The following is a 26136-nucleotide window of genomic DNA, read 5'->3' on the forward strand; positions in this document are numbered from 1 at the left end:
ACCACCAACCAAAAGGAAACACCATGAAAACCACCAAAACTCTCAAATTGATAGCTGCCTACGCAATGTTAGCGGGGGCTACAGCCACTTTCGCTTCTGGCAACCATGCCGGAGGCCATGCCCACGCTGAAGAATCCATTGGCAAAGCCGGCGACGCCGCCAAGGTAAGCCGCACGGTAACCGTCGATATGAGCGACGCCATGCGCTTCACACCATCCAGCATCACCGTCAAGCAAGGTGAGACGATTCGAATCGTTGCTAAAAACTCTGGAGCCATCAAGCACGAAATGGTGTTGGGTTCCGAGAAAGAACTCAAAGCACACAACGAGGTGATGAAGAAAAACCCAGAGATGGAACATGCGGATGCCAACATGGTGACGGTCGCACCGGGTAAAACCGGCGAAATCATTTGGCAATTCACCAAGGCCGGCAAAGTGAATTTCGCCTGCCTGCAACCGGGTCACTACGATGCCGGCATGAAGGGCATCGTTACCGTGGGGGGCGGCTCAATGGCGCTTGCAGACACCAAGAAAGAAACCCCGACGTTGACTGAACCTGGTGCCATGACCGAAGGAGAAATTCGCAAGGTCGATATGGACAACAAAAAGATCACAATCAAACACGGAGAGATCAAGAGCCTCGACATGCCCGGCATGACCATGGTGTTTCAGGTAAAGGACGAAGCCATGCTGAGCCGCGTCAAGGCCGGAGACAAGGTGCGTTTTACGGCGGAAAAAACGGGCGGAGCGATTGTGGTGACGGATATTCAAACCGCAAAGTAACGCTGTCCGAAGTAATCAATGCTCAAACTGGATAAAACAATGCTTGGAACGAAATTCACAATCAGGACTATATGCACCGCAATGCTGGTGATAGCCAGCGTGGCCCATGGTGCCGAAACCACCTTGGGCGATGCAGCAAGCGAGGTAGCGTCCAAATTCCACGCTGCATTAGCGTCGGGAAATGCGGATGGCGCCAGTGCCCTGCTGTCCGCTACGGCGCTGATCTACGAATCGGGTCACGCCGAGACGCGCGATGAATACATATCCCACCATCTCGCAGCCGACATAGCGTTTGCTAAGGCTACACAACGAACGATAAAAAACACGCGGCAGCAGTGCGACGAATCGACGTGCGTACTCATGCAGTCCAGCGAAACAACCGGGACTGTCAAAGGCAAAAGTGTGCGCTATGTGGGCCAAGAGACCATGGTGTTTCGCCGGGAGGGCGACGCTTGGAAGATCCAGCACGTGCATTGGTCATCACACAAACAGTAATCGTGCGAGTGATGCCAGCGGTGCGCCAATGTTTGGTGCACACGCGGCTACCGCGTCACTCCGTGCTGAGTGTTGGAAACGGACGCAGTGATGCGTGCCCTGGTCGACCAAACTCGGCTGCATGGGGTTTCTGAATTGCTGGTCTTCTTCGGCTGCAATCCCGCGATCCCCTAGTGCTCACAACCTAGCATCGATCGCACGCCCCAAGCGTGCGCTGCCGCACCGTCTGCATAAACCGATAGGCAGACTATGGACATCCAATCAACGAACATAGTCTGGAGATCAAGATGCTCACTCAGAGAGAAATCGAATGCCTTCGTGCCTGCAACGAATGTGCTGCGGCCTGCCTTCAATGCGCAGCGGCTTGCTTGAAAGAGGAAAACCCCAAGCCAATGGCCCATTGCATTGCATTGGACTTAGAGTGCGCAGAGATTTGCCGTCTGGCCGCAACGTCTATCGCCTCAAGAGGTACGCACCTGGCGGCCGTGTGCGCCCTCTGCGCGACAGCGTGCGAAGCTTGCGCAACCGAATGTGCCAAGCACGCGATGAACCATTGCCAACAATGCGCCGAGGCGTGCAAGCTTTGCGCTTCTGCCTGCCGCAGCACGGCAAAGTAACTCTTAACTATCAATCAAGGAATTTCCATGACCAACGCAGTACGCAAATCCGTCCAAATTCGGTGCCTCATTCCCATGGCCGCGTTTTGTCTCGCCACTACGATCGTACAGGCTCAGCCCGCCATGCCTATGGCCGCAACTGCCAGCGCGACGCCCAAAGCTGGGTCGCAGAGCAGCATGATGGATTCGCACGACATGAAGCAATCGATGAAGGCCGGGATGGACGACATGCAAAAGATGCAGATGTCCGGCGACACAGACAAGGACTTTGCGATGATGATGAAAATGCACCATCAGCAAGCCCTGGACATGGCCGACATGGAGCTCGCACATGGTAAGTCGGCAGAGATGAAAGCCATGGCGAAAAAAATTATTTCGGCGCAAAAGAAAGAGATTGCCCAGTTTGATCGGTGGTTGGCCAAGCAGAAATAAAACCACCGTTCTTCAAAAAATCCGTTTCTTGAAATAAACGGCTCAGACCAGCACCGGTCGGTTCGACAATTCGTTCCTAGATGGACCATCCGCAGGAAAATGCAATGCCAGTTGCTGGGTGATGGACTGCACACCGCGGACTACACCAGCTTCATAATTCGATTGCTTGAAATCGCTCTCCATCTGCTGGCAGACTGTGCTCCACGCTTGTATACCCACCTTGGCGTGGATGCCGCGGTCCGCTACGATCTCGACCGCCCGGTCCGCTAGCAGTAGATAGACCAACAGCCCATTGTTGTGCGCTGTATCCCACACGCGCAGTTGTGCAAACAGCTCGATCGCCCGCTCTCGCGGAGTCTGATCCTTGAACAATGCCCTGCCGTCCAGCGCGTCTTCGACCGCGAACCGGAGCTCTCCGGTGTGGCTTGCCTCGCTGCCACTGATCGTTTGCTCAATGGTCTCCAATACGTGCGCTGGAAAGGCCGCTTTTAGCTGCCGCTGGCCTGTCAACAGGTGCTTGAAGATGCGTTGGATTGCCATAGCTACCACCTCCCCGACGCGCCACCGCCGCCAAAACTGCCACCGCCACCACTAAAGCCCCCGCCTCCTCCCATGCCTCCCCCTGCGCCCCCACCACCCATGCCGCCGTAGTACCCGCCCACGCCGCGGCCCAGCAGGCCACCACCCATCAGCGTAACCAGCAGCGCAACCACGCCAGCACCGACTGCCATCGCCACAGTGCCCACCACGAACCAAGCTATCACAGCTACGACGCCACCGGTGACGACCGAACCAAGGAGCTTGCCCAACACGCCCCGCAACACACCGCCAACAGCCAGGGCGACGATGAAAAACATGGGCAAAGACTGTTGAATGCCGCCTTGGCTTGGGCCGCGCGAGGCGCTGGGCGCGGGCAAGGGTTCGCCGTCCACCACGCGGATGATTTGACCAACCCCCGCTGAGATACCGCCAAAGAAGTCTTGCGCTTTGAATGGGGGCAGCATGGTCTCGCTGATGATGCGTTTGCTGGTGATGTCCGTGAGTGCCCCTTCGAGGCCATAGCCTACCTCGATGCGCACCGCCCGGTCATTCTTGGCGACAACCACGATGGCACCGTCATCGACCCGCTTGCGCCCTAGCTTCCATTTTTCGGCAACACGCAATGCAAATTGCTCAATTTCTTCCGGGGCAGTAGTCGCGACCATCAGGACGGCAAGCTGACTACCCTTTTTGGCTTCAAACGCGACCAGGGTTTGCTCCAGGCTCGCTTTCTGCTCGTTCGTCAGCGTGCCGGTCAGGTCAGTGACATGCCCCATCAAAGGGGGAACGGGAACCTGCGCAGTGGCTGGTACGAGCCAACCCAACACCCCCGCCAGCAAAAATGCCCGGCAAACCGCCTTGAACTGCTCCCAGAGGATCACTGGGCCACCCCGGACGCTGGGCCCGCGGGTTTGGCCGGCGCAGTGTCGAAATTGACGGTGGGTGGTCGGGCGATTTCTTTTTCATTCTCGACAGTGAAATTAGGCTTTTCCTTGTAGCCCATGGCCATGGCCGTCAGATTGGATGGGAACGAACGCACCGTCACGTTGTAGGCCTGCACCGATGCGATGTAGCGGTTGCGCGCCACGGTGATGCGGTTTTCGGTGCCTTCCAGTTGGGCGGCAAGATCGCGAAAGGCCTGATTGGCTTTCAAAGATGGATAGTTTTCAGACACTGCCATCAGCCGGGATAGCGCCCCGGTTAATTGGCCCTGCGCCTGTTGGAATTTTTGAAAGGCTGCCGGATCGTTGACCAACTCTGGCGTGGCCAAAATGGAGGTTGCTTTAGAACGGGCCTCGATTACCTTGGTCAGCGTATCCTGCTCAAACTTGGCCTCTGCCTTGACCGTGTTGACCAGATTGGGAACCAGATCCGCCCGGCGCTGGTACTGGTTTACCACCTCGGACCAGCTCGCCTTGACCTGCTCGTCATTGGTTTGGAATGTGTTGTAACCGCAGCCCGAGAGGCCCAGTGCCAGCGTTGCCGCAAGTACCGCTAATAGTTTTCGCATGTTGCTTCCTTTACCTGTACATCCAGACTGCCTAGCGCAGTCAACGCGACAAATTATTGACCTGCACCCGGCAGGCATGAAGTGCGCTACCGCACACTGTGTGTGAATTTTTGTCCTCCTAAGAGTCCTCAGGCAACGGGCACTCGTCGCGGATACGCTGAGGTCCGGTTGTGAAGAAATTAGAGCGAAAACGACAGAGTGCCCCTAAATTTGCGACAATCGGTCCGTTAATTGAAATTGCATTTCATTTCTTACGAAACAACCACCCGAACAAATCGACCATGAAAATCGCACTGATCATCGAAAACAGCCAGGCCGCTAAGAGCGAAATCATCGCCACTGCCCTCAAAACCGTCGCTGAGCCGCTGGGCCACGCTGTGCACCACTACGGCATGTACACCGCGGACGACAAGGCATCGCTCACGTATGTGATGAATGGCCTGCTGGCCGGCATCCTGCTGAACTCCAAGGCGGCGGACTTTGTCGTTACCGGCTGTGGCACGGGCATGGGCTCCATGCTGGCGTGCAACGCGATGCCGGGCGTGTTCTGCGGCTTGGTCATCGATCCGACCGACGCCTTCCTGTTCGGCCAGATCAACGATGGCAACTGCATGTCCATGCCTTACGCCAAGGGCTTTGGCTGGGCCGCCGAACTGAACCTGCAGGACTGCTACCGCAAGTTGCTCGAAAACGAGCGCGGCGCCGGCTACCCAAAGGAACGCGCCGCCATCATGGCCAAGAACCGCAGCATCCTCAAAGATGTAAAGGCTGCGGCCACCAAAGACATGCTGACCGTGCTGAAGACCGTGGACCAGGACCTGTTGAAGGCCGCTATCGCAGGCGAGAAGTTCCAGGAATACTTCTTCGCCAACAGCCAGGACGCCGCCATCTCCGCCTACCTGAAGAGCGTGCTGGCTGCGTAATTCGCACAGGCCCCAAAAAAAAGCCGACCTTGTGGGTAGGCTTTTTGTGCGGGGAGCTTTCTCAGCTGGCACGCCAGTGACACCTCAAACCAGGGGGTTAACTGTTTTCAAAGCCTTGAAGCGCCCAAAGTCGCGATCTGCGCTCCATAGCACTGACACCCCACCTTCAACGCAGATGGCCGCGATGCGCGCGTCGTGGAATTGCCCTCCCTGCAGCTTGGCCTTGCGGGTTAGATCCGACAATATTCGCCAGTGCTGCGGTCCGCTGTGTAACAGCAAGGCTGTTGGCGATGCCAGCCAAGCGTCAATTTGTGTCAACGCCTGCTCGAAGCTGCTGGGTGGATTGAAAACTTTAGAATTGGTGACCACGGACAGAAATTCGTGCAGACAACTCACCGGAATTCCCCACGGCTGACGGCCTTCTGCCAGCGACTTCAGGCAATCAAAAGCTGGCAGGTGAAATGCGGATTCGCCCCGGTGCGCATACACCAAGATATTGGTGTCAACCGCAATCATGGATGGGGCTTCGTGACACGGCTAATGACTTGCTCTTCCTCCAGCTTTTGCCAGTCTCGCGGATCAGACATCAGCATCGCCTTGCCATGTACGCGCGCGTCTTTGAGTTTGAAAGACGGTTTAGCTTTGATTTGCGCATCACTGATGACGCGACGCAAGCCCTCCTCAACCAAGGCGCGCATCGTGGTATGGCTTTGCTGCGCGAAATCCTTGGCCGAGTGGAAAAGAGCGTCAGACACTTCAATGGTGGTCTTCATAGGGGTACCCATATTTGAGAATATGGGTGTATTGTAGTTCGCATGGTCCCCCGCGTCCAACCGCCTCACGCCATCTGGAACAGCTCCTGCGGCATCTGCATCACTGCGCTGGTGGGTGCCAGCGCCGCACTGTAGTGGCCATCTGCACGGGGCAACAAACGCGCAAAGTAGAACTCTGCGGTCTGGATCTTGGCCGTGTAAAAGTCATTCGATTCCTTGCCCTTGCCGCTGGCCAACAGCTCGACTGCCTTGGATGCCTGCAGCGCCCAGAAGTAGGCCATCATCACAAAGCCGGAGTACATCAGGTAGTCCACGCTGCTGGATCCCACCTGCTCACGGTCCTTGGACGCGCGCAGCATGATGAGTGTGGTCAGCACGTTCCACTGCGCGGTGCGGCGCGCCAATGTGCGCATCATCTGGCCCATGGGCGTGCGCTGCAGTGCATAGGGCTTGACCATGCGCAGCATGGTGCCGCTGAAATCACGCACACACTTGCCCTTGGTGTTGAGCAGCACTTTGCGGCCCAGCAGGTCCAGCGCCTGGATGCCGGTTGTGCCTTCGTACAGCGTGGAGATGCGGGCATCGCGCGCGATCTGCTCCATGCCGTGTTCGCCGATATAGCCGTGGCCGCCAAACACCTGGATGCCCAGGTTGGCTGCTTCCAGGCCCATCTCGGTCAAAAAGCCCTTCAAGATGGGGGTGTAGAAGCCCAGCTCGTCGTCGTGTTTTTTGTACTTGGCCTGGTCGCCTTCCGTCACGGCGTTGAACATCTTGTCGGCAATCTTGGACGCACCGTAAATCATGGCACGACCGCCTTCGGCAATCGCCTTTTGCGTCAGCAGCATGCGGCGCACATCAGGGTGCCAGATCAAGGCATCTGCCACCTGCTCGGGCTCTTTCTTGCCCGACAGTGCGCGCATGGAGCGGCGCTCTTGTGCATAGGGCAAGGCGCCCTGGAACGACAGCTCAGCATGGGCCACGCCCTGGATGGCGGTGCCGATGCGGGCCGTGTTCATGAAGGTGAACATCGCTTCCAAGCCCTTGTTCGGCTCGCCAATCAAGGTACCGATGGCGCCGTCGAAATTCAGCACCGCGGTCGCGTTGGCAGCGATGCCCATCTTGTGCTCCAGCGAGCCGGTGTTAACACCGTTGCGATCACCCACTTTACCGTCAGCGGCCACCGCAAACTTGGGCACCACAAACAGCGAGATGCCGCGTGTGCCTTCGGGTGCACCGGGCAAGCGGGCCAGCACGATGTGGACGATGTTCTCCGCCAGATCATGGTCGCCAGACGAGATAAAAATCTTGGTACCGGTCAGCGCGTAGCTGCCATCTGCTTGCGGCTCGGCGCGGGTCTTGACCTGGGCCAGGTCGGTACCGCACTGGGGTTCGGTCAGGCACATGGTGCCGGTCCATTCACCCGCCACCAGGCGTGGCAGGTACACCGTCTTGATGGCATCGGTGCCGTACTGCAGCAGCGTGTTGATACAGCCAATGCTCAGGCCCGGGTACATGTTGAACGACCAGTTGGCCGCACCCATCATTTCCGACTTCATCAGGTTCAGCGACATGGGCAGGCCTTGGCCGCCGTATTCTGCAGGGAAGGAAAGGCCCTGCCATCCGCCAGCGATGAATTGCGCATAGGCTTCCTTGAAACCCTTGGGCGTGGTCACCACACCGTCGTTCAAATGGCAGCCTTCCTTGTCACCAGATGCGTTCAGCGGTGCCAGCACCTCTTCACACAGCGTGGCCGCGCCTTCCAGGATGGCGTCCACCATCTCGGGTGTGGCGTCCGCGCCATTGGACATCGTGCTGTAGTGCTGGGGGTAGTCCAGCACTTCGTTGATCAAAAAGCGCATGTCGCGCAGGGGGGCTTTGTATTGCAGCATGGCGAGAATTACCTTTCGATGATGGCGACGACGCCCTGGCCACCTGCGGCGCAGATGGAGATCAAACCGCGGCCGGAGCCCTTTTGCGCCAGCATCTTGGCCAGCGTGGCGACAATGCGGCCGCCCGTTGCGGCAAAGGGGTGGCCCGCTGCCAGCGAACTGCCGTTGACGTTGAGCTTGCTCATATCGATCTTGCCCAGTGGCTTGTCCAGACCCAACTGGTTTTTGCAGAACACCTTGTCTTGCCAGGCATTCAGCGTGCACAACACCTGGGCAGCAAAGGCTTCGTGGATTTCGTAGTAGTCAAAGTCTTGCAGCGTCAGTCCGGCGCGCTCCAGCATGCGTGGCACGGCATAGGCCGGGGCCATCAGCAGGCCTTCCTTCTTGTCAAAGAAATCTACGGCAGCTACTTCGCTGAACGTGATGTAGGCCTGCACCGGCAGTTTGCGTTCGGCAGCCCACTCTTCGCAGGCCAGCAGCACCGCAGATGCGCCGTCGGTCAGTGGTGTGGAGTTGCCGGCGGTCAAGGTGCCTTGGCCAGGTGCAACCTTCTTGTCGAACACGGGTTTCAACGAACGCAGCTTTTCGATCGTCAGGTCAGCGCGCAGATTGTTGTCTTTGGTGACTCCCTTGAACGGTGTCATCAGGTCGGTGAAGAAACCCTGGTCGTAGGCCTTGGCCAGATTCTGGTGGCTCTTCAACGCCAACTCGTCCTGTGCTTCGCGGCTGATGGCCCATTCGTGGGCCATGATCTCGGCATGTTCGCCCATCGAGAAGCCGGTGCGGGGCTCGCCATTGCGGGGTAAGGCGGGCTTGAGCAACATGGACGGGCGCACGCGTGCGGCGATGGCCAGACGCTGTGCGCCGGTCTTGGCGCGGGACAGGTCCAACAGAATCTTGCGCAGCTTTTCGTTCAGTGCGATCGGCGCGTCGGACGTGGTGTCCACACCGCCGGCGATACCGCTGTCGATATGGCCCAGCGCAATCTTGTTGGCCACGATCATCGCGGCTTCCAGGCCCGTTCCGCAGGCTTGCTGGATGTCGAAGGCCGGTGTTTCGCGGGCCAGCGTGGTGGACAGCACGGATTCGCGCACCAGGTTGAAGTCACGCGAATGCTTCATCACTGCACCAGCCACCACGTCGCCCAGGCGCTCGTCGTGCAGGTTGAAGCGGTCCACCAGGCCTTGCAGCGTGGCGGTCAGCATCTCCTGGTTGGAGGCTTGCGAATAAGCGGTGTTGGAGCGGGCAAAGGGAATGCGGTTGCCGCCCAGGATGGCGACGCGGCGAATAGGGGTTGTCATGGTGTTGTTCCGTATCGTTAGACAAACAAATCGATGGTCTTGCTACAGTTTTAGTAGCTAAGTTGGCCGCGCAGATGGGGGCGCATGCCCTTTTTGTCGCGCACTTCAAACTGCGCACCGTGTGCGGACCGCTCGGTCCACAGCGCGGCGCGTCCGGGCAGCAGCAACGGGGTCTTGAATTCCACCGCGGCGGAAGCACGCTCCAGCGGATCGGCTGGCAAAAGATAGGACAAGGCGCGGGCCTTCGTCCACATGCCGTGTGCAATGGCGCGCTTGAAGCCGAATAGCTTCGCGGTCACCGCGGTCAGGTGGATGGGATTGCGGTCGCCTGACACAGTGCCGTAGCGGCGGCCAATGTCGGCAGGTGCCGTGAATTCGGTCTGGCACGACAACGATGTGTCCAGCGCCAGCTGGCTGGTGAACGGCTGGCCAGCGGTTTCCTTGACACCTACGCGCAGCAGGCTTTGTGTGGCGCTCCACACCAGTTCACCATCACGCAGGATGCGCAGGTCCAGCGTGAAGCCCTGGCCCTTTTCATGGGTGAACAGTTGGCCCGAGTCCATTTCCACACGCACGGTGTCGCCGGCGCGCAGGGATTTGTATTGCTCGATGCTATTGGCCAGGTGCACGGTGCCCATTGCTGGCCACGGACATTCGGGCGAACACATATACGCGGTCACCAGCGGAAAGGTCAGCATCTGCGGGTAGATCAGCGGCACACCTTGCGATGCGCTAAATCCGGTCAGTGCGGCGTAGCGCGCGATGTGTTTGGCGTCCAGCGTGACGCTGGGAATGGCCAGCTCGACCTTGGGCAAGGTCTTGACCAAACCGGGGCGTTTGCCGCCAGTGCCCAGCGCTCTGAAGAAGGTAGCGGCCAGACTTGGCGATTCGGTGATTTCTTGGGTGGTTGTCATGTTGTTAAGCACCAATCAGGCTCTGGCCGCAGACGCGCACCACATTACCGGTCAAACCACCGGAGGCTGGGGATGCAAACCAGGCGATGGCCTCAGCCACGTCCACCGGTTGACCGCCCTGCCCCATGGAGTTCATGCGGCGGCCCGCTTCGCGGATCGCAAACGGCACGGCGGCCGTCATCTGGGTTTCGATAAATCCGGGCGCCACCGCGTTGATGGTGATGCCCTTCTCTGCCAGCACTGGCGCCATGCTTTGCACCATGCCAATGACTCCGGCCTTGGACAACGCGTAGTTGGTCTGGCCCAGGTTGCCGGCAATACCGGAGATGGACGACACACACACAATGCGCGCGCCGGCCTTTAGCGCACCGCTCGCCACCAGCGCGTCGTTGATGCGCTCTTGGGTGGACAGGTTGACGTTGACAACCGCCTGCCACAAATGGTCTTTCATGTTGGCAATGGTCTTGTCGCGCGTGATGCCGGCGTTGTGCACGACCACATCCCAGCCGCCATCAGCCAATGCTGCCTCGACCAATGCCTGGGGTGCTTCTGCGGAACCGATGTCCAGGGCCAAGGCTTTGGCACCCAGGCGCTGTGCCACTGCGTCCAATCCTTCTTTGGCTTTCGGCACATCCAGGCAGATGACCTGCGCGCCGTCACGTGCCATGACTTCGGCTATGGATTCGCCGATGCCGCGGGATGCACCTGTTACCAGAATTTTTTTACCGGCGAGGGGCTGCGCCCAATCGATAGCCGTCTTAGAGGCAACGCTGGGTACAGCCAAATGCACGACCTGGGCCGATACATAGGCCGAGCGCGGCGACAGCAAGAAGCGCAATGTGTTCTCCAACTGGTCCTCGGCTCCTTCGGCCACGTATACCAGTTGCACGGTGATGGCGCGCTTGAGTTCCTTGGCCAACGATCGTGTCAAGCCTTCTAGCGCGCGCTGGATCGTCGCCTGACGGGGATTGGTGCACGCCTCCGGGGGGCGACCCAGCACAACCACACGGCCGCAGGGCAACACGGAACGCGCGGCATCGTGGAAGAAGTTGTAGATGGCGTCCGATTGATCGCTGTCGGTCAGACCCGTGGCGTCAAACACCAAGGCCTTGACCTTCTCACCGGGCTGGTCAGCCACACCCCAGCGGCCAGTCATCATGCCGGCTTCATTGGCCAAACCCATCCATTGCGGCAGGCTCTTGTGGGCCACGGTTTGGGCGTTCATGGACTTGAAGGCCGCTACCAATGCGTTCAGCAGTTGCGGAGTGCCACCGCCACCGATCAGCACACCGCCTTTAATGACTGGTTGGCCGGGCTTGAAGCGCTCCAAAGGTAAGGGTTGTGGCAAGCCCAGCATCGCTGCGATACGTGAGCCTAAAGTTGAGTTGGCAAAGCCAAGGTACGAATCGTTCATGAGAGGGAGCTCCTTTGGGGCGCGATGGTACCGACCAATTGGTCATTTAACCTAGAGCGTTCCGCCTAACCGAATATTGCAGTGCGTCAAATAGGCACGCGCTTGGGCGGCAAGGTGTACGTCAATATGCGTTTCATGACCGTCAAATACTGCTTGAAAAGGCTGCCCGTGTTGTAGAAAAGGCCATATTTGCGACACAGCGCCTGGATCTGCGGAGCCACCTCCGGGTAACGGTGCGCGGGCATGTCGGGGAACAAATGGTGCTCGATCTGGTGGCTCAGGTGGCCGCTCATGATGTGAAAGAACTTGCCGCCCGTGAGGTTGCTGGACCCGGAGAGCTGGCGGATATACCAATCGCCCTTGGTCTCGTTGCGCGTATCTTCCTCGCGGTAGATCGCCACCCCCTCAGTGAAGTGGCCGCAGAAAATAATCAGGTAGGTCCACAGGTTGCGGATCAAATTGGCGCAGAAATTACCCGCCAATACACGCGGTGCGCTCCATAGCGCGAGCGCCGGGAACAACAAATAGTCCTTGAACCAGACTTTGCCCACCTTGGTCAGAAAGCGGTCCAGCCGCGCCTTGAATTCGGCCTTGGGCATGGCCCCGTGTTTATAACGGCCGATCTCCAGATCGTGCGAACCCACGCCGTACTGGAAACCCATGGCCAGCATCAAATTCGCCAGTGGCTGGAACCAGTGGCGCGGTTTCCACTTCTGCTCGTCCGTCATACGCAGCAGCGAATAACCCAGGTCGCGGTCCTTGCCCAGGATATTGGTGTAGGTGTGGTGGGTGACGTTGTGCGAGTGGCGCCATTGCTCGCCGTCGCAGGCAATGTCCCACTCAAAGGTTTGTGAGTTCAGCGCCGGGTCACCGGTCCAGTCGTACTGGCCGTGCATGACGTTGTGGCCGATCTCCATGTTGTCCAGAATCTTGGCGCTGGCCAATGCCAGCACGCCAGCCACCCAGCTCAGTGGCCCCAGGCCAAAGTGCAGCAAGGCGCGGCCACCGATTTCGCTGGCGCGGCTGATGCGGACCATGCTGCGGATGTGGTCCACATCGGCTTGGCCCAGGTTGTTCATGACGCTGTCGCGAATGGCATTGACCTCGCGTTCGAATTCGGCAACTTGGTCGCGGCTCAGGGTGGTGGGTTTGGCAAAGCTCATGGCGGGCTCCAGTTAATTTTCAGATGTTGGGGGTTGGTGTGTTTACAGCGCCAGCGCCACATCAGAGCGCGCGGTCGAGATGCACAGGCGGATCAGTTCGTTCGGTGCGGACGACACCTCGCCGGTCTGCAGGTTCTCCACCGTGCCGCTGGTCTTGACGCACTGGCACGAGCGGCAGATGCCGATGCGGCAGCCGTGTTTGGGTGACAGGCCCGCGCGCTCGGCCTGCAACAGCAAGGGGTCTGTACCGCAGGTCGTAAATGTGGCGCCGCTGTTCGCAAACGCCACCTGCACGGGTGTGCCTGTTGCGGTGCTGGGTAGCAATGGCGCACCGACAAAGCGCTCGCTGAACAGCGGCGCGGTCAGGCCCTGGGTTTGCCAATGTGCGCAGACCGCATCCATGAAACCGGCAGGCCCGCACATCCAGGTGCTGCGCTCTGCAAGGTCCGGCACCCGTTGGGCCAAAACCTCTGCAGAGAAAAACCCGGCACTCGCGTCATGGTGCAGCACCAGACGCAGTCCAGAAAATCCTTCCGCCAAGGCCTGCAACTGCGACGCGAAAATCAGGTCGTCCGGTGCACGGCATATATGCACAAACGCTACGTCACCGCGGTAGTCACGCGCCTTTAAATCGCGCAGCATGGCCATCACCGGCGTGATGCCGCTGCCCGCGCTCAGCAGCAATATCCTGGTCGGCAATACGGCAGGCATTGTGAAATCACCGAGAGCCTGGCTGATGGTCAGCACGTCGCCGACGCGCACGGTCTTGTGCATGAATTGCGATACCAAGCCTTGTTCCTGGCGCTTGACGGTAACTGCAATGCGCCGTGCTCCGGGCCGCGACGACAGGCTGTAGGCACGCTCCACCCGGCGGCCATCAATCTCCAACTGCACCTGCACAAACTGCCCCGCCTGTGCACCGGCCCACAGCGCGTTGGGCTGCAACACAAAGGTCTTGGTGCCAGCAGTCTCATCAATGATGCGCACAACGCGGGCTCGCACATCCGTCAGCGACAGCAAGGGATGCAGCGCGCTAAGCGCATCTTCCACCGCACTGAGTCGAACAATGTGCTCCACCCAGGGGTGGTGCAGAGCCTTGACCACCGGCTTGTTAACTGCAAGTGCCAGGCGATGGATGTTGCCTGTGGACGGGTTGGTAGGGCTTGCGAGAGACGGCTGCATGGTGGCTCCTGGTTGCGATGGCTTTATTGTGTACATATGTACACCAATAGTCAATCACACCCCGCTTTATTAGAGAGATACGCCAACTCCATACGCCAAACACCATAGAATACAAACGTACACAGTTAAATAGCGATGACAAAACCCACCGCCGCCCCGGAACCAAAGGACAAGCTGACCCGTACCGAGCGCAAGGACATCACGCGCAACAGCCTGTTGCAAGCTGCCCTGGCGCTGATGGGCGAAGGCCGCAGCTTCACCAGCTTAGGGATCCGCGAGATCGCACGCGAGGCCGGCATGGTGCCCAACGGCTTCTACCGGCACTTTCGCAATACCGACGAGTTGGGGCTGGAACTGGTGGAGGAAATGGGTGTCGCACTGCGCCGCCTGCTACGCGAAGCGCGCCAGGCGGACGCCACCGATACCGACATCGTGCGCCGCTCCGTGCAGGTCTACCGCCACTACGTGGTGGACAACCGCCTGCTGTTTTTGTTTGTGTCCAGCGAACGCTCTGGCGGCAGCCGCATCCTGCGCATGGCCATTCGCAACGAGGTGACCCACTTCACGAATGAAATGGCACAAGACTTCCGCCGGCTGGGTGCCTACAAAGACCTGTCCACCGCCAGCCTGCAAATGGTCTGCGGTCTGATCGTGACCAGCATGCTGGCAGCGGCGCCCGAGATTCTGGACCTGCCGCCCGACCAGCCGATGCTGGAGGCCGAGATGACGGAAAACTTTGTCAAACAGCTGCAACTGGTGCTGATCGGTGCATCGCAGTGGAAAGACGCGGGGGGTGTTCGCCGTCCCTAGCGGCGTAGCGGTACTCTCTGGGATAATCCAGGGATGACCATTACCTACAAAGATGCCCAGGGCATTGCTGGCATGCGCGTTGCAGGCCGCCTCGCCTCCGAAGTGCTCGATTACCTGACCCCCTACGTCAAACCCGGCGTCACCACCAACGAACTGGACAAACTGGCACACGACTACATCACCCAGGTGCAGGGTGGCATTCCGGCCCCGCTGAACTACAAGGGCGGCGGGGATATCGCCTACCCCAAGTCCATCTGCACATCGGTCAACCACCAGGTCTGCCATGGCATCCCCAACGACAAGGCGCTGAAAAAGGGCGACGTCGTCAACATCGATGTCACCGTCATCAAGGACGGCTGGCATGGCGACACCAGCCGCATGTTCATGGTGGGTGAAGTGTCCATCGCGGCCAAGCGCCTGGCCAACATCACGTACGAAGCCATGTGGAAGGGCATCATGCTGGTCAAGCCCGGCATCCACTTGGGCGATATCGGTTTCGCAATCCAGAAGTTTGCCGAAGGCCATGGATTCAGCGTGGTGCGCGAATTCTGCGGCCACGGCATTGGGCAGATCTTCCACGAAGAGCCCCAGGTGCTGCACTATGGCCGCCCCGGCACGCTGGAGAAGCTCAAAGAGGGCATGACCTTCACGATCGAACCCATGATCAACGCCGGCAAAAAAGAGATCAAGGAAGGCCCCGAGAAAGACGGCTGGACCATCGTCACCAAAGACCATTCGCTGTCCGCCCAATGGGAGCACACCGTACTGGTCACGCCTACCGGCTATGAAGTGATGACACTGTCTGCCGGCTCGCCGCCTATACCGGCCTTCGTGCCCGCGCAAGCCGCCACCGCCGCGGCCTAAGCCCTCGGCGCAACGACCGCACGGCACGCACCCATGGCTGACCTGCAGGCAATCCGCAACACCTACCGCGCCGACAAGGGCCTGTTGCTGCAAAACCTGGGCAAGGGCGATGCCACCGGTCGCGATGTACGCAAGGCCCTGGTCCGGCTGGCCCATCTGGCCGATGGCGTGCTCAAGCAGTTGTGGGACCACGCCGGCCTGCAGCACCCATTTGCATTGCTGGCGGTAGGCGGCTTTGGCCGCGGCGAGCTTTTTCCACATTCCGATGTGGATGTACTGGTGCTGATGCCCGACGGCTTTGATCCGCACTGCGACACCGCGCTCAAGGGACGCATAGAGGCCTTCATCGGCAGCTGCTGGGATGTGGGCTTGGAGATTGGCTCCAGCGTCCGTACGCTGAGCGATTGCCTGGCCGAAGCCGCCAAGGACGTCACGATACAAACGGCGCTGCTCGAATGCCGACTGATCACCGGCAACACCGATCTGTTGCAGCAGTTCCAAAGCGCCTTCTTCAAGGCCATGGACCCACGGGCCTTCTTCGTGGCCAAGACGCTGGAACTGCGCCAGCGCCACACCAAGTTTGAAAACACGCCCTACTCGCTCGAGCCCAACTGCAAGGAATCGCCGGGCGGCATGCGCGACCTGCAGGTCATTCTGTGGGTGGCCAAGGCGGCGGGCTTTGGCGACAATTGGCACGCGCTGGCGGTCAACGGGCTTGCTACGCCGTTCGAGGTACGGCAGATCCAGCGCAACGAGTCGCTGCTGATGCGTGTGCGCGCCCGGCTGCACCTGATCGCCAACCGCCGAGAGGATCGACTCATTTTCGACATGCAGAACGCAGTCGCCGAGTCCTTTGGTTACACCTCGCAGACGCTGATATCGACCGGCGCCACGCCCAAGCGCACCCTGGTACGCGCCAGTGAGGCGCTGATGAAGCGCTACTACTGGGCCGCCAAGGCCGTGGCCCAGCTCAACCAGATCTTGCTGCTCAACATTGAAGAGCGGCTGAACCCGTCCACGCACGCACCACGCCGCATCAACGACCGTTTCAACGACAAGGCCGGCATGATCGACGTGGTCAGCGACGACTTGTACCAGCGCGAGCCCCACGCCATTCTGGAGACCTTCCTGGTCTACCAGACGGTCGTGGGGGTCAAGGGCTTGTCCGCCCGCACGCTGCGCGCGCTGTACAACGCCCGCAACCTGATGGACGCGCGTTTTCGCAGCGACCCGGTCAACCGCGAGACCTTCCGCAAGATCCTGATGGAGCCACAGGGTACGACGCACGCGATGCGGCTGATGAACCAGACATCGGTGCTGGGGCGCTACCTGTGGGTGTTTCGCCGCATCGTCGGCCAGATGCAGCACGACCTGTTCCACGTCTACACGGTGGACCAGCACATCCTGATGGTGCTGCGCAATATGCGCCGCTTCTTCATCGTCGAGCATGCGCACGAGTACCCGTTCTGCTCGCAGCTGGCCGCGGGGTGGGACAAACCGTGGCTGCTGTCGATTGCCGCCATCTTCCACGACATTGCCAAAGGGCGCGGTGGCGACCACTCTGACCTGGGCGGCGCCGAGGTGCGGCGCTTCTGTCGCCAGCACGGTTTCCCCACCGAAGATGCGCAGCTGATCGAGTTTGTCGTGCGCGAGCACCTGACCATGAGCCGCATCGCGCAAAAGGCCGATTTGAGCGACCCGCAGGTGATTGCCGACTTTGCCAAGCGCGTCGGCAACGAACGCCAGCTGACCGCGCTTTACCTGCTGACCGTGGCCGACATACGTGGCACATCGCCCAAGGTGTGGAATGCGTGGAAGGGCAAGCTGCTGGAAGACCTGTACCGCTACACCAGCCGCGCGCTGGGCGGCCACGCGCCCGACCCCGATGCCGAGGTGGAGGCCCGCAAGCGCGAGGCCCTGGTCATCGTCAACATGCACTCGCTGCCCTTTGAGGCGCACAAACCGCTGTGGGACACACTGGATGTGGGCTACTTCATGCGCCACGACGCGGCCGACATCGCCTGGCACACCCGCCACTTGTCGCGCGTGGTCGGCACCGGCAAGGCCGTAGTGCGGGCGCGCCGCTCACCTGCTGGCGAGGGCTTGCAGGTGATGGTCTACACGCCGGACCAGAGCGACCTGTTCGCCCGTATCTGCGGCTACTTTGAGCAGCGCGGCTTCAGCATTCTGGATGCGCGCATCCACACGGCCAAGAACGGCTATGCGCTGGATACCTTCCAGGTCGTCACCTCGGCCGGCCCTGACGAATACCGTGAGATCACCAGCATGATCGAGAACGGCCTGGCCAAGGTGATCGCTGATGCCGGCCCTCTTCCCAAGCCCAGCCGCGGCCGGGTGTCGCGCCGGGTCAAGAGCTTTCCGATCGCGCCGCGCGTGACATTGACGCCGGATGAAAAAGGCCAACGCTGGCTGCTCAATGTGTCGGCCAGCGACCGCGTGGGTTTGCTCTACAGCCTGGCCCTGGTGCTGGCCCGCCACCAAATCAACGTACAGCTGGCCAAGGTTGCCACCTTGGGCGAGCGTGTAGAAGACACGTTTTTGATCGATGGGCCGGAGTTGCAGCACAACAAAAAGCAGATTGAGATCGAAACGGAATTGCTGGAAGCCCTGGCGGCGCAGTAGGCCTGCTATACATTCGATAGCTGCTTACGCTCATTCCACGAAGGCTACAGCCCATTTCTTCATAAGCTTACGGCCTGGGAATCGCCCAGACCCGACCACCCCCCACGGCATAGAGGCAGCGGCCCGGTTGCGCTTGCACCGCATGACCGCCTGTGAAAGAGCCAAAGGCCGGCAGGGTCGCCTGCCCCCCCTCCTGGACAAAGCACGGCAGGCGCAGGCTGTCGCGCGCGCCACCACGCAAGTGGACGACCGGGTGGCTGTGGCCGGCCAGCACAAAGTGGGTGGCGTGCGTCTGCGGGTGGTGGCAGGCGGCCAATGGCCCGATCAAGAATGGTTCGTCGACCACCACTATTCCCAATTCAGCTGGCGGGTCACCGGCGTGGCTATCGTGGTTGCCGCGCACCAGCGTCATGCGTACGGCGGCGTGCTGGTCGCACCAAGCCCGCAGTGCTGCCAGGACTGCCGCGGTCCGGCCCGTGGCGGCGTGCAAAAAGTCCCCCAGGAACACGATGTGCCGTGGCGCGTGCTGCGTTACCAACTGGGTCAGGCGTTGCAGGTTGTCTTGTGTGCTGCCTGATGGCACGGGCTGGCCGAGTTTGCGGTAGCTGGCGGCCTTGCCCAGGTGCAGGTCGGCGATGAACAGGGTCCGGTTTGCGGGCCACCACAGCGCATGCTCAGGCAACAGATACAGGGTCTCGTCAGACCATTGAACCACGCAGTGGGACGGGTTGAGAGATGGGTTTGGGGGCGCGTTTGGGTCATCCATTGCACCCGATCTTACAAAGCCCTCACAGCGGCGGCAGCGGTCGGGATTTCTTGCGTTCGCGCCGCGGACGCTTTGGGGAACCATCCGCCAACGCATCACGGCCGTGCGCCAGCGTCGCCAGCACCGCATCAGCCGCAGGCGCGTTGGCTGCGGAGCCGGCTGCCTTCTCCAGCTGCACCACCATGCGCGCGATGCGGTCCGCCAGCTGTTCGTTGCTCAGCTTTTCGCGGAAGCGCTCCACCAACAGCGGAAACGCGAACGGGGTTGGGCGTTTCAGCGGCTTGATCACCAGCGTCTGGCCCGCCATGCGCAGCAGCGTCTTGCGCAGGCGCGCTATGTCCAGCTCCTGCTGCAATAATTCGGACTCGGCTTGGTGCAACAGCTTGTTGGCGGGGTCGTATTTGCGGAACACCTCCCAGAACAGAGATGACGAAGCCTGCAGTTGTTTGCTGCTGCGCGCCTCGCCGGGGTGGCTCTGGAAGATTAAGCCTGACACGCGGGCGATTTCGCGGAAGCGCCGCTGCGCGAGTTCGCTTGCGTTCAGGCTGGCCAACACTTCTGCCATCAGCGAATCGTTATCCAGCGGCGCGGCCAGCACTTGCGGCAGCAGCGCGGGCCAGTCAACGTCATCAGCACACAGCAACTCAAAGCCGTAATCGTTAAACGCCATCGAGAAGGTGCGCGGCGTGTGGCGCGCCACACGCCAGGCGAACAGGCTGGCCAGGCCCAGGTGGACATGGCGCCCGGCGAACGGGTACAGAAACAGATGGCTGCCTTCGCGCGACGTAAAGGTTTCGGCCAGCAACGTCTGCGGCGTGGGCAGGGCCGACCATTCGCGCTGGATGGACAGCATGGACTGCGCGGCCTGCATCTCGGGGTTGGCCGGCGTGCCGCCCTGCCCTGCGATGGCCAGTTGCTCGACGACCGCATCGGCCAGCGTCGTGGACAGGGGCATACGCCCGCCATTCCAGCGCGGCACGGCGGGCTGCTTGCCGCTGGCGCGTTTGACCCAGGCGGTCATTTCGTGCACACGGATCAGTTCCAACAGCCGGCCGGCGAACAGAAAACAGTCGCCGGGTTTCAGGCGCGCGGCGAAACTCTCCTCCACCGAACCGAGCTTGGCGCCGCCCCGGTACTGCACCACCGTGCTGGCATCGCTGACGATGGTGCCGATGTTGGACCGATGCCGCCTTGCCAGCCGCGCGTCCGGGACACGCCAGACGCCTTCCTCATCGGGGTGCACGCGGTGGTAGTCCGGGTAGGCGGCGAGCGATGCACCGCCTTGGGACACAAAGTCCAGAGACCATTGCCAGGCCTCTGCCGACAGCCCGGCATACGCCGCGGTACTGCGTACCTCGGTCAGCAGCGCATCGGGCACAAAGCCGCCACCCAGCGCTACGGTCACCAGGTGCTGTACCAGCACGTCCAGTGGCTGTTGCGGTGTGTCGCGCGCTTCGACCCGCCCTGCTTGCACCGCGGCGCGGGCGGCCGCCCCCTCTACCAACTCCATGCTGTGTGTGGGCACCAGCGTAATGCGCGAGGGTCGCCCGGGCGCATGACCCGATCGGCCAGCACGTTGCAGCAGCCGCGCCACGCCCTTGGCCGAGCCGATCTGCAGCACCCGCTCCACTGGCAAAAAGTCCACACCGAGGTCCAGGCTGCTGGTACAGACCACGGCGCGCAGCGCACCGCTCTTGATACCGGTCTCGACCCAATCGCGCACGCCACGGTCCAGCGAGCCGTGGTGCAGCGCAATCACGCCCGCCCATTCAGGCCGGGCCTCCAGCAGTGCCTGGTACCACAGCTCGGACTGCGCGCGGGTATTGGTGAAGACCAGCGTGCTGCCACTGTTTTCGATCTCATGGACCACCTGCGGCAGCATGGCCATGCCCAGATGGCCTGCCCACGGGAAGCGTTCGGCGCGCTGCGGCAACAAAGTGTCGACGACCAGGGTCTTGGGGGTTTGGCCCCGCACCAAGTGACCGCTGCGGAGCGGGCCCAACAGCGTGTGCAGCGCTTGGTCCAGATTGCCCAGCGTGGCCGACATGCCCCACACAATGAGCCCAGGCTGCCAGCGTGTAAGCCGTGCCAGCGCCAGCTGCAACTGCACACCGCGCTTGTTACCCAGCAGTTCGTGCCATTCGTCGACCACCACGATGCGCACGCTGGCCAAAGCAGCCTGCGCATCGGCACGCGACAGCAGCAGGCTCAGGCTCTCGGGCGTAGTGACCAAGGCAGTGGGCAGGCGCTTGTTTTGCGCCGCGCGTTGACCACTGGGTGTGTCGCCGGTACGCGCGGCCACGGTCCACGTGGGTGCCAGTGCGGGCAGTGGCTCCTGCAACGCGCGCAAGGTGTCTGCAGCCAACGCACGCATCGGCGTGATCCACAACACGGATAGCGGCGGCGCGACAGGCTTGCGGGTGGTCTTGGCAGGGGCGGAAGCGGTTCCAGAGGCACCAGCCCTGGACAGCGCCTGCAGCGCGCCCAGCCACACCGCATAGGTCTTGCCGGCGCCGGTGGTGGCGTGCAACAGGCCGCTGTCGCCCGCCGCGATGGCGGCCCAGACCTCGCGCTGAAAATCAAACGGCTGCCAGCCGCGTGTGGCCATCCAGGCGCTGGCGTCGCGCAACAAGGGTACAGCTACCGGCTGGAGCACAGGCACCAGCGGAGGTGCAGACGCGGGCTGTGGCGCGGGTATCTTTCGCGGCCTGGGGAAACGGTTCATAAGCGACTCATGGGTCGCTATGGGCCAGCAAGGCGGCCAAGGTTTGCAGCGTGTCAGCCTCGGCCACCGGTTTGTCCTCACGCCAGCGCAACATGCGCGGAAAGCGCACGGCGATGCCACTCTTGTGGCGCGGGCTGCGCGCAATCCCTTCGAAACCCAGCTCAAACACCAGCGTGGGCCGTACGCTGCGCACAGGGCCAAAGGTCTCCACCGTGGTTTTGCGGATGATGGCGTCCACCTGCGCCATCTCGGCATCGGTCAACCCGGAGTAGGCCTTGGCAAAGGGCACGAGCTTCCGGTCTGCCACATCCGGCGGAGCCTCCCACACCGCAAAGGTGTAGTCGCTGTACAGACTGGCGCGGCGGCCGTGGCCGCGCTGCGCATAGATCAGCACGGCGTCGACGCTCATGGGGTCTATCTTCCACTTCCACCACACGCCCTCTGCCTTGGTGCGGCCCACGCCGTAGCGGCTGTCGCGGTGCTTGAGCATGAAGCCCTCGGTGCCCAGCGTGCGCGCGGCTTCGCGCTGCTTGGCCAGCGCCTGCCAATCGGCGCCTGTTATCAATGGGGAGAGAACCAGGCGCGGGTGGTTCAACTCTTGGGCCAGCGACTCCAGCGCGGCGCGGCGTTCGTGCTGGGGCTGCATCCGCAGATCGACGCCACCCGACTCCAGAAGGTCGTAAGCGATGAGCGCAGCTGGCAGATCGCGCAGCATCTTGGGGCCAATCGTCTTGCGGGTGATGCGTTTTTGCAGTTCGGCAAACGGTTGGACGCCTGCGGCAGCATCGGCGGACCCTTCACGCCAAATCACGATCTCACCGTCCACAACCGTGCCGTCTGGCAGCGCCTCGCCCAAAGCGGCAAGTTCCGGAAAGCGGTCGGTGATCAGCTCTTCACCCCGTGACCACAGCCACACCTGGCCGGCGCGGCGCACCAGTTGGGCGCGTATGCCGTCCCACTTCCATTCGATCTGCCAGTCGGCCGGCGCGCCCAGCAGGGTATCGAACCGATCCACAGGCTCGGCAAAGGGGTGGGCCAGGAAGAAGGGGTAGGGTTGGCCGTTGGTGGCGCGGTCCTGCTCGTGCGTGCTCTCAGGGGCAACCAGCGCCAGGTAATGGTCCGCCGTGGGTTGGGCACCGCTCAGCGTGTAGCCCATGAAGCGCTGCGCCAAACGCCGTGCGTCCACACCGGCCACCGCTGCCAGAGCCTGGGTCACCTGCAGCCGCGACACGCCGACGCGAAAGCCGCCCGTGATGAGTTTGAAATACACCAGGCGCTGGTCATCCGGCAATTCGCGCCACTGTTGCTGCAGCTTGGCCGTGAGTTCTTCAGCGGGCATGCCGCGCAGCGGCAGCAGGTGGTGCAGCAGCCAATCGGCCAGGCCGCGCTCCTGCGGCGCGCTGGCGGGCGGCAGCAGCAGGGCAACCGTTTCGGCCAGATCGCCGACGGTCTGGTAGCTCTCTTCGAACAGCCACTCCGGCAGATCAAAGGCTTTCAGCGCCAGCTCGCGCAGCAGTCGCGTAGGCACGAGTTGGCGCGGTTTGCCACCGGCGAGGAAGTACACGGTCCACGCGGCGTCTGCAGGGGCTGCATGGCGCAGGTAGCGTTGCAATGCGGCCTGTTTGCTGCGGCTGGCGGTGCTGGCGTCGAGCTCGCGGTAGAGGTCGGCAAAGGCCTTCATGTGCTGGGGTCGCCTTCCGCATCGCCTCTTACATCGTCATTCACATCGTCATGGACATCGCCATTCACGCCGTCTTTCGCATCACCTTCCGCAGCGCCCTCAATCGTTGTCTCCGCACCACCGGCGTCTTCATCGCCGTATTCGGTTTCAAAGGCTTGCGCGTCCAGCCCGTGTTCGTTGAGCCAGCGCACCAGTACCGGCACGCTGCCATGGGTGACACGCACATGTTGCGCGCCGGTACCGGCGATGGCGCTCAACAGGCCCGGCCAGTCGGCGTGGTCGGACATCACGAAGCCGCGGTCCACACCGCGCCGCCTGCGCCGTCCGCGCACCTGCATCCAGCCACTGGCAAAGGCGTCAACCGCATCGGCGCCGAAGCGCTTCATCCACGGCGTGCCTTGGGCGGATGGGGGTGCAATGACCAGGGCACGCTTCAGTGCAGCCTTGTCCATTGCGGGATCTGTTACCCGATGGGTGGTTGGCAACGCTACGCCAGCCGCTCGGTACACGGCGTTCAGCGGCTCCACCGCACCATGCACGACGATAGGGCCGATGCTGGCATCCACGCCGCTGAGCAAACGCTGCGCCTTGCCGAAGGCATAACAGAGGATCACCGACGTGCGCCCCTCCAACGCGTTACTACGCCACCAGGCATTGATTTCTGCAAACAGTGCGGGCTGCGTGGGCCAGCGGTAGATGGGCAGGCCAAATGTGGACTCGGTGATGAAGGTGTCGCAGCGCACCGGCTCGAACGGCGCGCAGGTTCCGTCGGCCTCCGTCTTGTAGTCGCCGGAGGCCACCCACACCTGCCCGCCATGCTCGAGCCGCACCTGCGCGGACCCCAGCACATGGCCAGCTGGGTGCAACGACAGGCGCACGCCATGGTGTTCAATCGCCTCGCCATAGTCCAGCGTCTGCAGCGTGATGTGCGCGCCGAGCCGCTGGCGCAGCGTGCCGGCACTTAAGCGTTGGGCCAGGTAGTGGGTGTTGCCGATGCGGGCATGGTCCGAATGGGCGTGGGTGATAACTGCGCGGCTCACAGGGCGCCAAGGGTCGATATAGAAGTCACCCGCCGGGCAATAGAGTCCTTCGGGGCGCGCGATGACGAGGTCCTGGCGTTTGTGGGAGGTTGGCATCACCCGAGACACTCTACGTAGCAGCTACGCGGGCCGCTGTGCGATCGAGCACAGTGCTCCTGAATTCATAGCTGCTTACGCTTGCTGCACGAGGGCTACGGCCATATTTGGCATATAGCATTCGCCCAGAAACCATATGCTTGCTAGATCTTGGAGAAGACCTGGGCTTCTTCAAACAGCGGCGTGAGGTTACCCAAGCTCGCCGTTACCTCTTCCAGCGTGCCGCCCAGGCGCTTGGCCACGTTGGGCGGGAAGTCCTCCACCAGGTGGTTGCCGGCAAAACCGAACTTCAGCTGCTTGCTGATCTGGTTGGCCACGAACACGCAGGCAATCATGTCGGAGTCAGCCAGCTCGGGGCCGTATTGGTGGCGAATCGTCTCTACCAGCTTGGGCGCAAAGCGCCATTTTTCGACCAGCATGGCGCCCACCACGGCGTGGTCCACCTCAATGACGTCGCGCAGCGCAAGGTGCAACGATGTGCCCTGCTGCTTGCTGACATCCAGCGCAATGCGGAACTCCTTGGGCATGAACTGGGCCAGCACTACCTTGCCAAAATCGTGCAGCAGGCCGGCGATAAAGCAGTCCATGGGGTCGGCGTCGTCCAGCTTAGGCGCCAATTGTTTGGCGATAGCTGCGGTGGCCAAAGAGTGCAGCAGGTACTGCTGGCCGTCAAAACCCGCTTCGTTGGTCTTGGGAAGCATGCCGATGGCAGCAATGCTCAGCGCGACATTCTTGATGGTGTTAAAGCCAAGGTATACAACAGAGTGTCCGACCGATGTGATTTGCCGCGGTAGGCTGTAGTAGGCTGAATTGACGACCTTGAGGATCTTGACGGTGAGCACCGGGTCTTTGTCTATGACCTCGACCAGGTCCTTGGGCGTGCTGTTGACATCACGCGTGAGCTCCAGAACCCGTTGCACGCTCTTGGGAAAGGCCGGCATGCCATCCACCGCAGCGGTGAGCTTTTTGGTCAGTTCTGGGCTCATGGCATCAACTCAGTTCAGGGAACAGAACTTCAGTGTAGCCAAATTGGCTGAAATCGCGAACCCGCATCGGGTACAGCTTGCCCCACAGGTGGTCACACTCATGCTGCACGACACGGGCGTGGAAGCCATCCACGGTGCGGTCTATGGGGTCACCATACTGGTCAAAGCCGGTGTAGCGGATGCGAGACCAGCGCGGCACCAGTCCACGCAGGCCGGGCACGGACAGGCAACCTTCCCAGTCGTCTTCCTCAGGTGTTTCGCCCGAGGTGGTGCCTTCAGCAGACAGCGGAGTGATGACAGGATTGACCAGCACCGTGGGCGGCACGATGGGCCGGTCCGGATAGCGCGGGTTCTTGTCGCGGCTGCCGAAAATGACGACCTGCAGGTCCACGCCAATCTGCGGCGCGGCCAGGCCGGCGCCATTGGCGGCACGCATGGTGTCCAGCAGGTCGGTGATCAGCAGGTGCAGTGCGTCAAAGTCAAAGTCGCTCTGCGGCACGGTTTGCGCCACACGTAGCAGGCGGGGGTCGCCCATTTTGAGGATGTCGCGTACGGTCATGTATCAAACCTTTCTGTTCACCCGGCACAAT

25 protein-coding genes and 1 pseudogene are annotated in these 26136 nt (G+C 61.3%); 9 read left to right on the forward strand and 17 right to left on the reverse strand.

Features of this window, described 5'->3' with window-relative positions:
• Window positions 1-23: 23 nt before the first annotated feature.
• The 5 genes and pseudogenes from AC097P_RS16745 to AC097P_RS16765 form a co-directional block, all read left to right on the forward strand.
• A pseudogene (locus AC097P_RS16745) lies at window positions 24-506 on the forward strand (cupredoxin domain-containing protein); the annotation flags it as partial.
• A 57-nt stretch (window positions 507-563) separates the two neighbouring features.
• Window positions 564-782, forward strand: a complete 219-nt coding sequence (locus AC097P_RS16750) for a copper-binding protein (RefSeq protein WP_479611656.1) — start codon at window positions 564-566, stop codon at window positions 780-782.
• 81 nt (window positions 783-863) lie between these two features.
• Complete coding sequence (locus AC097P_RS16755; protein WP_479611561.1) at window positions 864-1277, forward strand: YybH family protein; 414 nt, start codon at window positions 864-866, stop codon at window positions 1275-1277.
• Window positions 1278-1564: 287 nt separating this feature from the next.
• Window positions 1565-1894, forward strand: coding sequence for a four-helix bundle copper-binding protein (locus AC097P_RS16760; protein ID WP_479611562.1), 330 nt, complete (start codon window positions 1565-1567; stop codon window positions 1892-1894).
• Between the two features lie 27 nt (window positions 1895-1921).
• Window positions 1922-2326, forward strand: a complete 405-nt coding sequence (locus tag AC097P_RS16765) for a DUF305 domain-containing protein (RefSeq protein ID WP_479611563.1) — start codon at window positions 1922-1924, stop codon at window positions 2324-2326.
• Window positions 2327-2368: 42 nt separating this feature from the next.
• On the opposite strand, the gene AC097P_RS16770 is transcribed toward AC097P_RS16765, so the two are convergent.
• From AC097P_RS16770 to AC097P_RS16780, 3 genes are all read right to left on the reverse strand, one after another.
• Window positions 2369-2866, reverse strand: a complete 498-nt coding sequence (locus tag AC097P_RS16770; protein ID WP_479611564.1) for a TPM domain-containing protein — start codon at window positions 2864-2866, stop codon at window positions 2369-2371.
• A gap of 2 nt (window positions 2867-2868) precedes the next feature.
• Window positions 2869-3642 carry a TPM domain-containing protein gene (locus tag AC097P_RS16775; protein ID WP_479611565.1) on the reverse strand — a complete coding sequence of 258 codons (774 nt, stop codon included), beginning with the start codon at window positions 3640-3642 and terminating at the stop codon, window positions 2869-2871.
• A 101-nt stretch (window positions 3643-3743) separates the two neighbouring features.
• Window positions 3744-4376 carry a LemA family protein gene (locus AC097P_RS16780; RefSeq protein WP_479611566.1) on the reverse strand — a complete coding sequence of 211 codons (633 nt, stop codon included), beginning with the start codon at window positions 4374-4376 and terminating at the stop codon, window positions 3744-3746.
• A gap of 281 nt (window positions 4377-4657) precedes the next feature.
• Here AC097P_RS16780 and AC097P_RS16785 point away from each other — a divergent pair, with 281 nt between their 5' ends.
• Entirely contained in the window at window positions 4658-5299 is a 642-nt protein-coding gene (locus AC097P_RS16785; protein WP_479611567.1) for an RpiB/LacA/LacB family sugar-phosphate isomerase, read from the forward strand.
• Between the two features lie 84 nt (window positions 5300-5383).
• On the opposite strand, the gene AC097P_RS16790 is transcribed toward AC097P_RS16785, so the two are convergent.
• From AC097P_RS16790 to AC097P_RS16825, 8 genes are all read right to left on the reverse strand, one after another.
• A complete protein-coding gene (locus AC097P_RS16790; RefSeq protein ID WP_479611657.1) occupies window positions 5384-5755 on the reverse strand; it encodes a PIN domain-containing protein in 372 nt (123 codons plus the stop codon).
• 56 nt (window positions 5756-5811) lie between these two features.
• Entirely contained in the window at window positions 5812-6072 is a 261-nt protein-coding gene (locus AC097P_RS16795; protein WP_479611568.1) for a hypothetical protein, read from the reverse strand.
• 65 nt (window positions 6073-6137) lie between these two features.
• A complete protein-coding gene (locus AC097P_RS16800; RefSeq protein ID WP_479611569.1) occupies window positions 6138-7961 on the reverse strand; it encodes an acyl-CoA dehydrogenase C-terminal domain-containing protein in 1824 nt (607 codons plus the stop codon).
• Window positions 7962-7969: 8 nt separating this feature from the next.
• Entirely contained in the window at window positions 7970-9262 is a 1293-nt protein-coding gene (locus tag AC097P_RS16805; protein ID WP_479611570.1) for an acetyl-CoA C-acetyltransferase, read from the reverse strand.
• Window positions 9263-9312: 50 nt separating this feature from the next.
• A complete protein-coding gene (locus tag AC097P_RS16810) occupies window positions 9313-10176 on the reverse strand; it encodes a MaoC family dehydratase (protein WP_479611571.1) in 864 nt (287 codons plus the stop codon).
• A 4-nt stretch (window positions 10177-10180) separates the two neighbouring features.
• A complete protein-coding gene (locus AC097P_RS16815) occupies window positions 10181-11590 on the reverse strand; it encodes a 3-oxoacyl-ACP reductase (RefSeq protein ID WP_479611572.1) in 1410 nt (469 codons plus the stop codon).
• 86 nt (window positions 11591-11676) lie between these two features.
• Window positions 11677-12753 (reverse strand): fatty acid desaturase family protein, encoded by a 1077-nt coding sequence (locus tag AC097P_RS16820; protein WP_479611573.1) that lies wholly within the window; start codon window positions 12751-12753, stop codon window positions 11677-11679.
• 42 nt (window positions 12754-12795) lie between these two features.
• Window positions 12796-13935, reverse strand: coding sequence for a ferredoxin reductase (locus tag AC097P_RS16825; RefSeq protein ID WP_479611574.1), 1140 nt, complete (start codon window positions 13933-13935; stop codon window positions 12796-12798).
• Between the two features lie 135 nt (window positions 13936-14070).
• Here AC097P_RS16825 and fabR point away from each other — a divergent pair, with 135 nt between their 5' ends.
• From fabR to AC097P_RS16840, 3 genes are read left to right on the forward strand one after another with little or no spacing between them, the layout of a single operon-like run.
• Complete coding sequence (fabR, locus tag AC097P_RS16830; protein ID WP_479611575.1) at window positions 14071-14745, forward strand: HTH-type transcriptional repressor FabR; 675 nt, start codon at window positions 14071-14073, stop codon at window positions 14743-14745.
• Between the two features lie 33 nt (window positions 14746-14778).
• Window positions 14779-15609: a type I methionyl aminopeptidase gene (gene map / locus AC097P_RS16835; RefSeq protein WP_479611576.1), complete on the forward strand. Its 831-nt coding sequence runs from the start codon at window positions 14779-14781 to the stop codon at window positions 15607-15609.
• A gap of 33 nt (window positions 15610-15642) precedes the next feature.
• A complete protein-coding gene (locus AC097P_RS16840) occupies window positions 15643-18252 on the forward strand; it encodes a [protein-PII] uridylyltransferase (RefSeq protein ID WP_479611577.1) in 2610 nt (869 codons plus the stop codon).
• A gap of 67 nt (window positions 18253-18319) precedes the next feature.
• Here AC097P_RS16840 and pdeM read toward each other — a convergent pair whose 3' ends face one another.
• The 6 genes from pdeM to AC097P_RS16870 form a co-directional block, all read right to left on the reverse strand.
• Window positions 18320-19018 (reverse strand): ligase-associated DNA damage response endonuclease PdeM, encoded by a 699-nt coding sequence (gene pdeM, locus AC097P_RS16845; RefSeq protein WP_479611578.1) that lies wholly within the window; start codon window positions 19016-19018, stop codon window positions 18320-18322.
• A gap of 22 nt (window positions 19019-19040) precedes the next feature.
• On the reverse strand, window positions 19041-21626 hold the full coding sequence (locus AC097P_RS16850; protein WP_479611658.1) for a ligase-associated DNA damage response DEXH box helicase: 2586 nt from the start codon (window positions 21624-21626) through the stop codon (window positions 19041-19043).
• A gap of 124 nt (window positions 21627-21750) precedes the next feature.
• Window positions 21751-23424 carry an ATP-dependent DNA ligase gene (locus AC097P_RS16855; protein ID WP_479611579.1) on the reverse strand — a complete coding sequence of 558 codons (1674 nt, stop codon included), beginning with the start codon at window positions 23422-23424 and terminating at the stop codon, window positions 21751-21753.
• Window positions 23421-24560 (reverse strand): ligase-associated DNA damage response exonuclease, encoded by a 1140-nt coding sequence (locus tag AC097P_RS16860; protein WP_479611580.1) that lies wholly within the window; start codon window positions 24558-24560, stop codon window positions 23421-23423. The genes AC097P_RS16855 and AC097P_RS16860 overlap by 4 nt, the downstream gene beginning before the upstream one ends.
• A 143-nt stretch (window positions 24561-24703) precedes the next feature.
• The gene (locus AC097P_RS16865; protein WP_479611581.1) at window positions 24704-25546 is read right to left on the reverse strand and encodes an HDOD domain-containing protein; all 843 of its coding nucleotides are present in this window, start codon (window positions 25544-25546) and stop codon (window positions 24704-24706) included.
• A gap of 4 nt (window positions 25547-25550) precedes the next feature.
• Window positions 25551-26105: a peptide deformylase gene (locus tag AC097P_RS16870; RefSeq protein WP_479611582.1), complete on the reverse strand. Its 555-nt coding sequence runs from the start codon at window positions 26103-26105 to the stop codon at window positions 25551-25553.
• Window positions 26106-26136: the final 31 nt, after the last annotated feature.

The organism is Rhodoferax sp. ZS1R8, assembly GCF_056521325.1.

Coding starts and splice junctions, on each gene's coding strand:
- AC097P_RS16805 (WP_479611570.1), bottom strand. CDS start 9,262: ATGACAACCCCTATTCGCCGCGTCGCCATCCTGGGCGGCAACCGCATT.
- AC097P_RS16860 (WP_479611580.1), bottom strand. CDS start 24,560: ATGCCAACCTCCCACAAACGCCAGGACCTCGTCATCGCGCGCCCCGAA.
- AC097P_RS16760 (WP_479611562.1), top strand. CDS start 1,565: ATGCTCACTCAGAGAGAAATCGAATGCCTTCGTGCCTGCAACGAATGT.
- AC097P_RS16750 (WP_479611656.1), top strand. CDS start 564: ATGACCGAAGGAGAAATTCGCAAGGTCGATATGGACAACAAAAAGATC.
- AC097P_RS16840 (WP_479611577.1), top strand. CDS start 15,643: ATGGCTGACCTGCAGGCAATCCGCAACACCTACCGCGCCGACAAGGGC.
- AC097P_RS16855 (WP_479611579.1), bottom strand. CDS start 23,424: ATGAAGGCCTTTGCCGACCTCTACCGCGAGCTCGACGCCAGCACCGCC.
- AC097P_RS16815 (WP_479611572.1), bottom strand. CDS start 11,590: ATGAACGATTCGTACCTTGGCTTTGCCAACTCAACTTTAGGCTCACGT.
- AC097P_RS16850 (WP_479611658.1), bottom strand. CDS start 21,626: ATGGCCACACGCGGCTGGCAGCCGTTTGATTTTCAGCGCGAGGTCTGG.
- pdeM (WP_479611578.1), bottom strand. CDS start 19,018: ATGGATGACCCAAACGCGCCCCCAAACCCATCTCTCAACCCGTCCCAC.
- AC097P_RS16775 (WP_479611565.1), bottom strand. CDS start 3,642: ATGGGGCATGTCACTGACCTGACCGGCACGCTGACGAACGAGCAGAAA.
- AC097P_RS16825 (WP_479611574.1), bottom strand. CDS start 13,935: ATGCAGCCGTCTCTCGCAAGCCCTACCAACCCGTCCACAGGCAACATC.
- AC097P_RS16870 (WP_479611582.1), bottom strand. CDS start 26,105: ATGACCGTACGCGACATCCTCAAAATGGGCGACCCCCGCCTGCTACGT.
- map (WP_479611576.1), top strand. CDS start 14,779: ATGACCATTACCTACAAAGATGCCCAGGGCATTGCTGGCATGCGCGTT.
- AC097P_RS16765 (WP_479611563.1), top strand. CDS start 1,922: ATGACCAACGCAGTACGCAAATCCGTCCAAATTCGGTGCCTCATTCCC.
- AC097P_RS16810 (WP_479611571.1), bottom strand. CDS start 10,176: ATGACAACCACCCAAGAAATCACCGAATCGCCAAGTCTGGCCGCTACC.
- AC097P_RS16780 (WP_479611566.1), bottom strand. CDS start 4,376: ATGCGAAAACTATTAGCGGTACTTGCGGCAACGCTGGCACTGGGCCTC.
- AC097P_RS16755 (WP_479611561.1), top strand. CDS start 864: ATGCTGGTGATAGCCAGCGTGGCCCATGGTGCCGAAACCACCTTGGGC.
- AC097P_RS16795 (WP_479611568.1), bottom strand. CDS start 6,072: ATGAAGACCACCATTGAAGTGTCTGACGCTCTTTTCCACTCGGCCAAG.
- AC097P_RS16800 (WP_479611569.1), bottom strand. CDS start 7,961: ATGCTGCAATACAAAGCCCCCCTGCGCGACATGCGCTTTTTGATCAAC.
- AC097P_RS16865 (WP_479611581.1), bottom strand. CDS start 25,546: ATGAGCCCAGAACTGACCAAAAAGCTCACCGCTGCGGTGGATGGCATG.
- AC097P_RS16785 (WP_479611567.1), top strand. CDS start 4,658: ATGAAAATCGCACTGATCATCGAAAACAGCCAGGCCGCTAAGAGCGAA.
- AC097P_RS16820 (WP_479611573.1), bottom strand. CDS start 12,753: ATGAGCTTTGCCAAACCCACCACCCTGAGCCGCGACCAAGTTGCCGAA.
- AC097P_RS16770 (WP_479611564.1), bottom strand. CDS start 2,866: ATGGCAATCCAACGCATCTTCAAGCACCTGTTGACAGGCCAGCGGCAG.
- fabR (WP_479611575.1), top strand. CDS start 14,071: ATGACAAAACCCACCGCCGCCCCGGAACCAAAGGACAAGCTGACCCGT.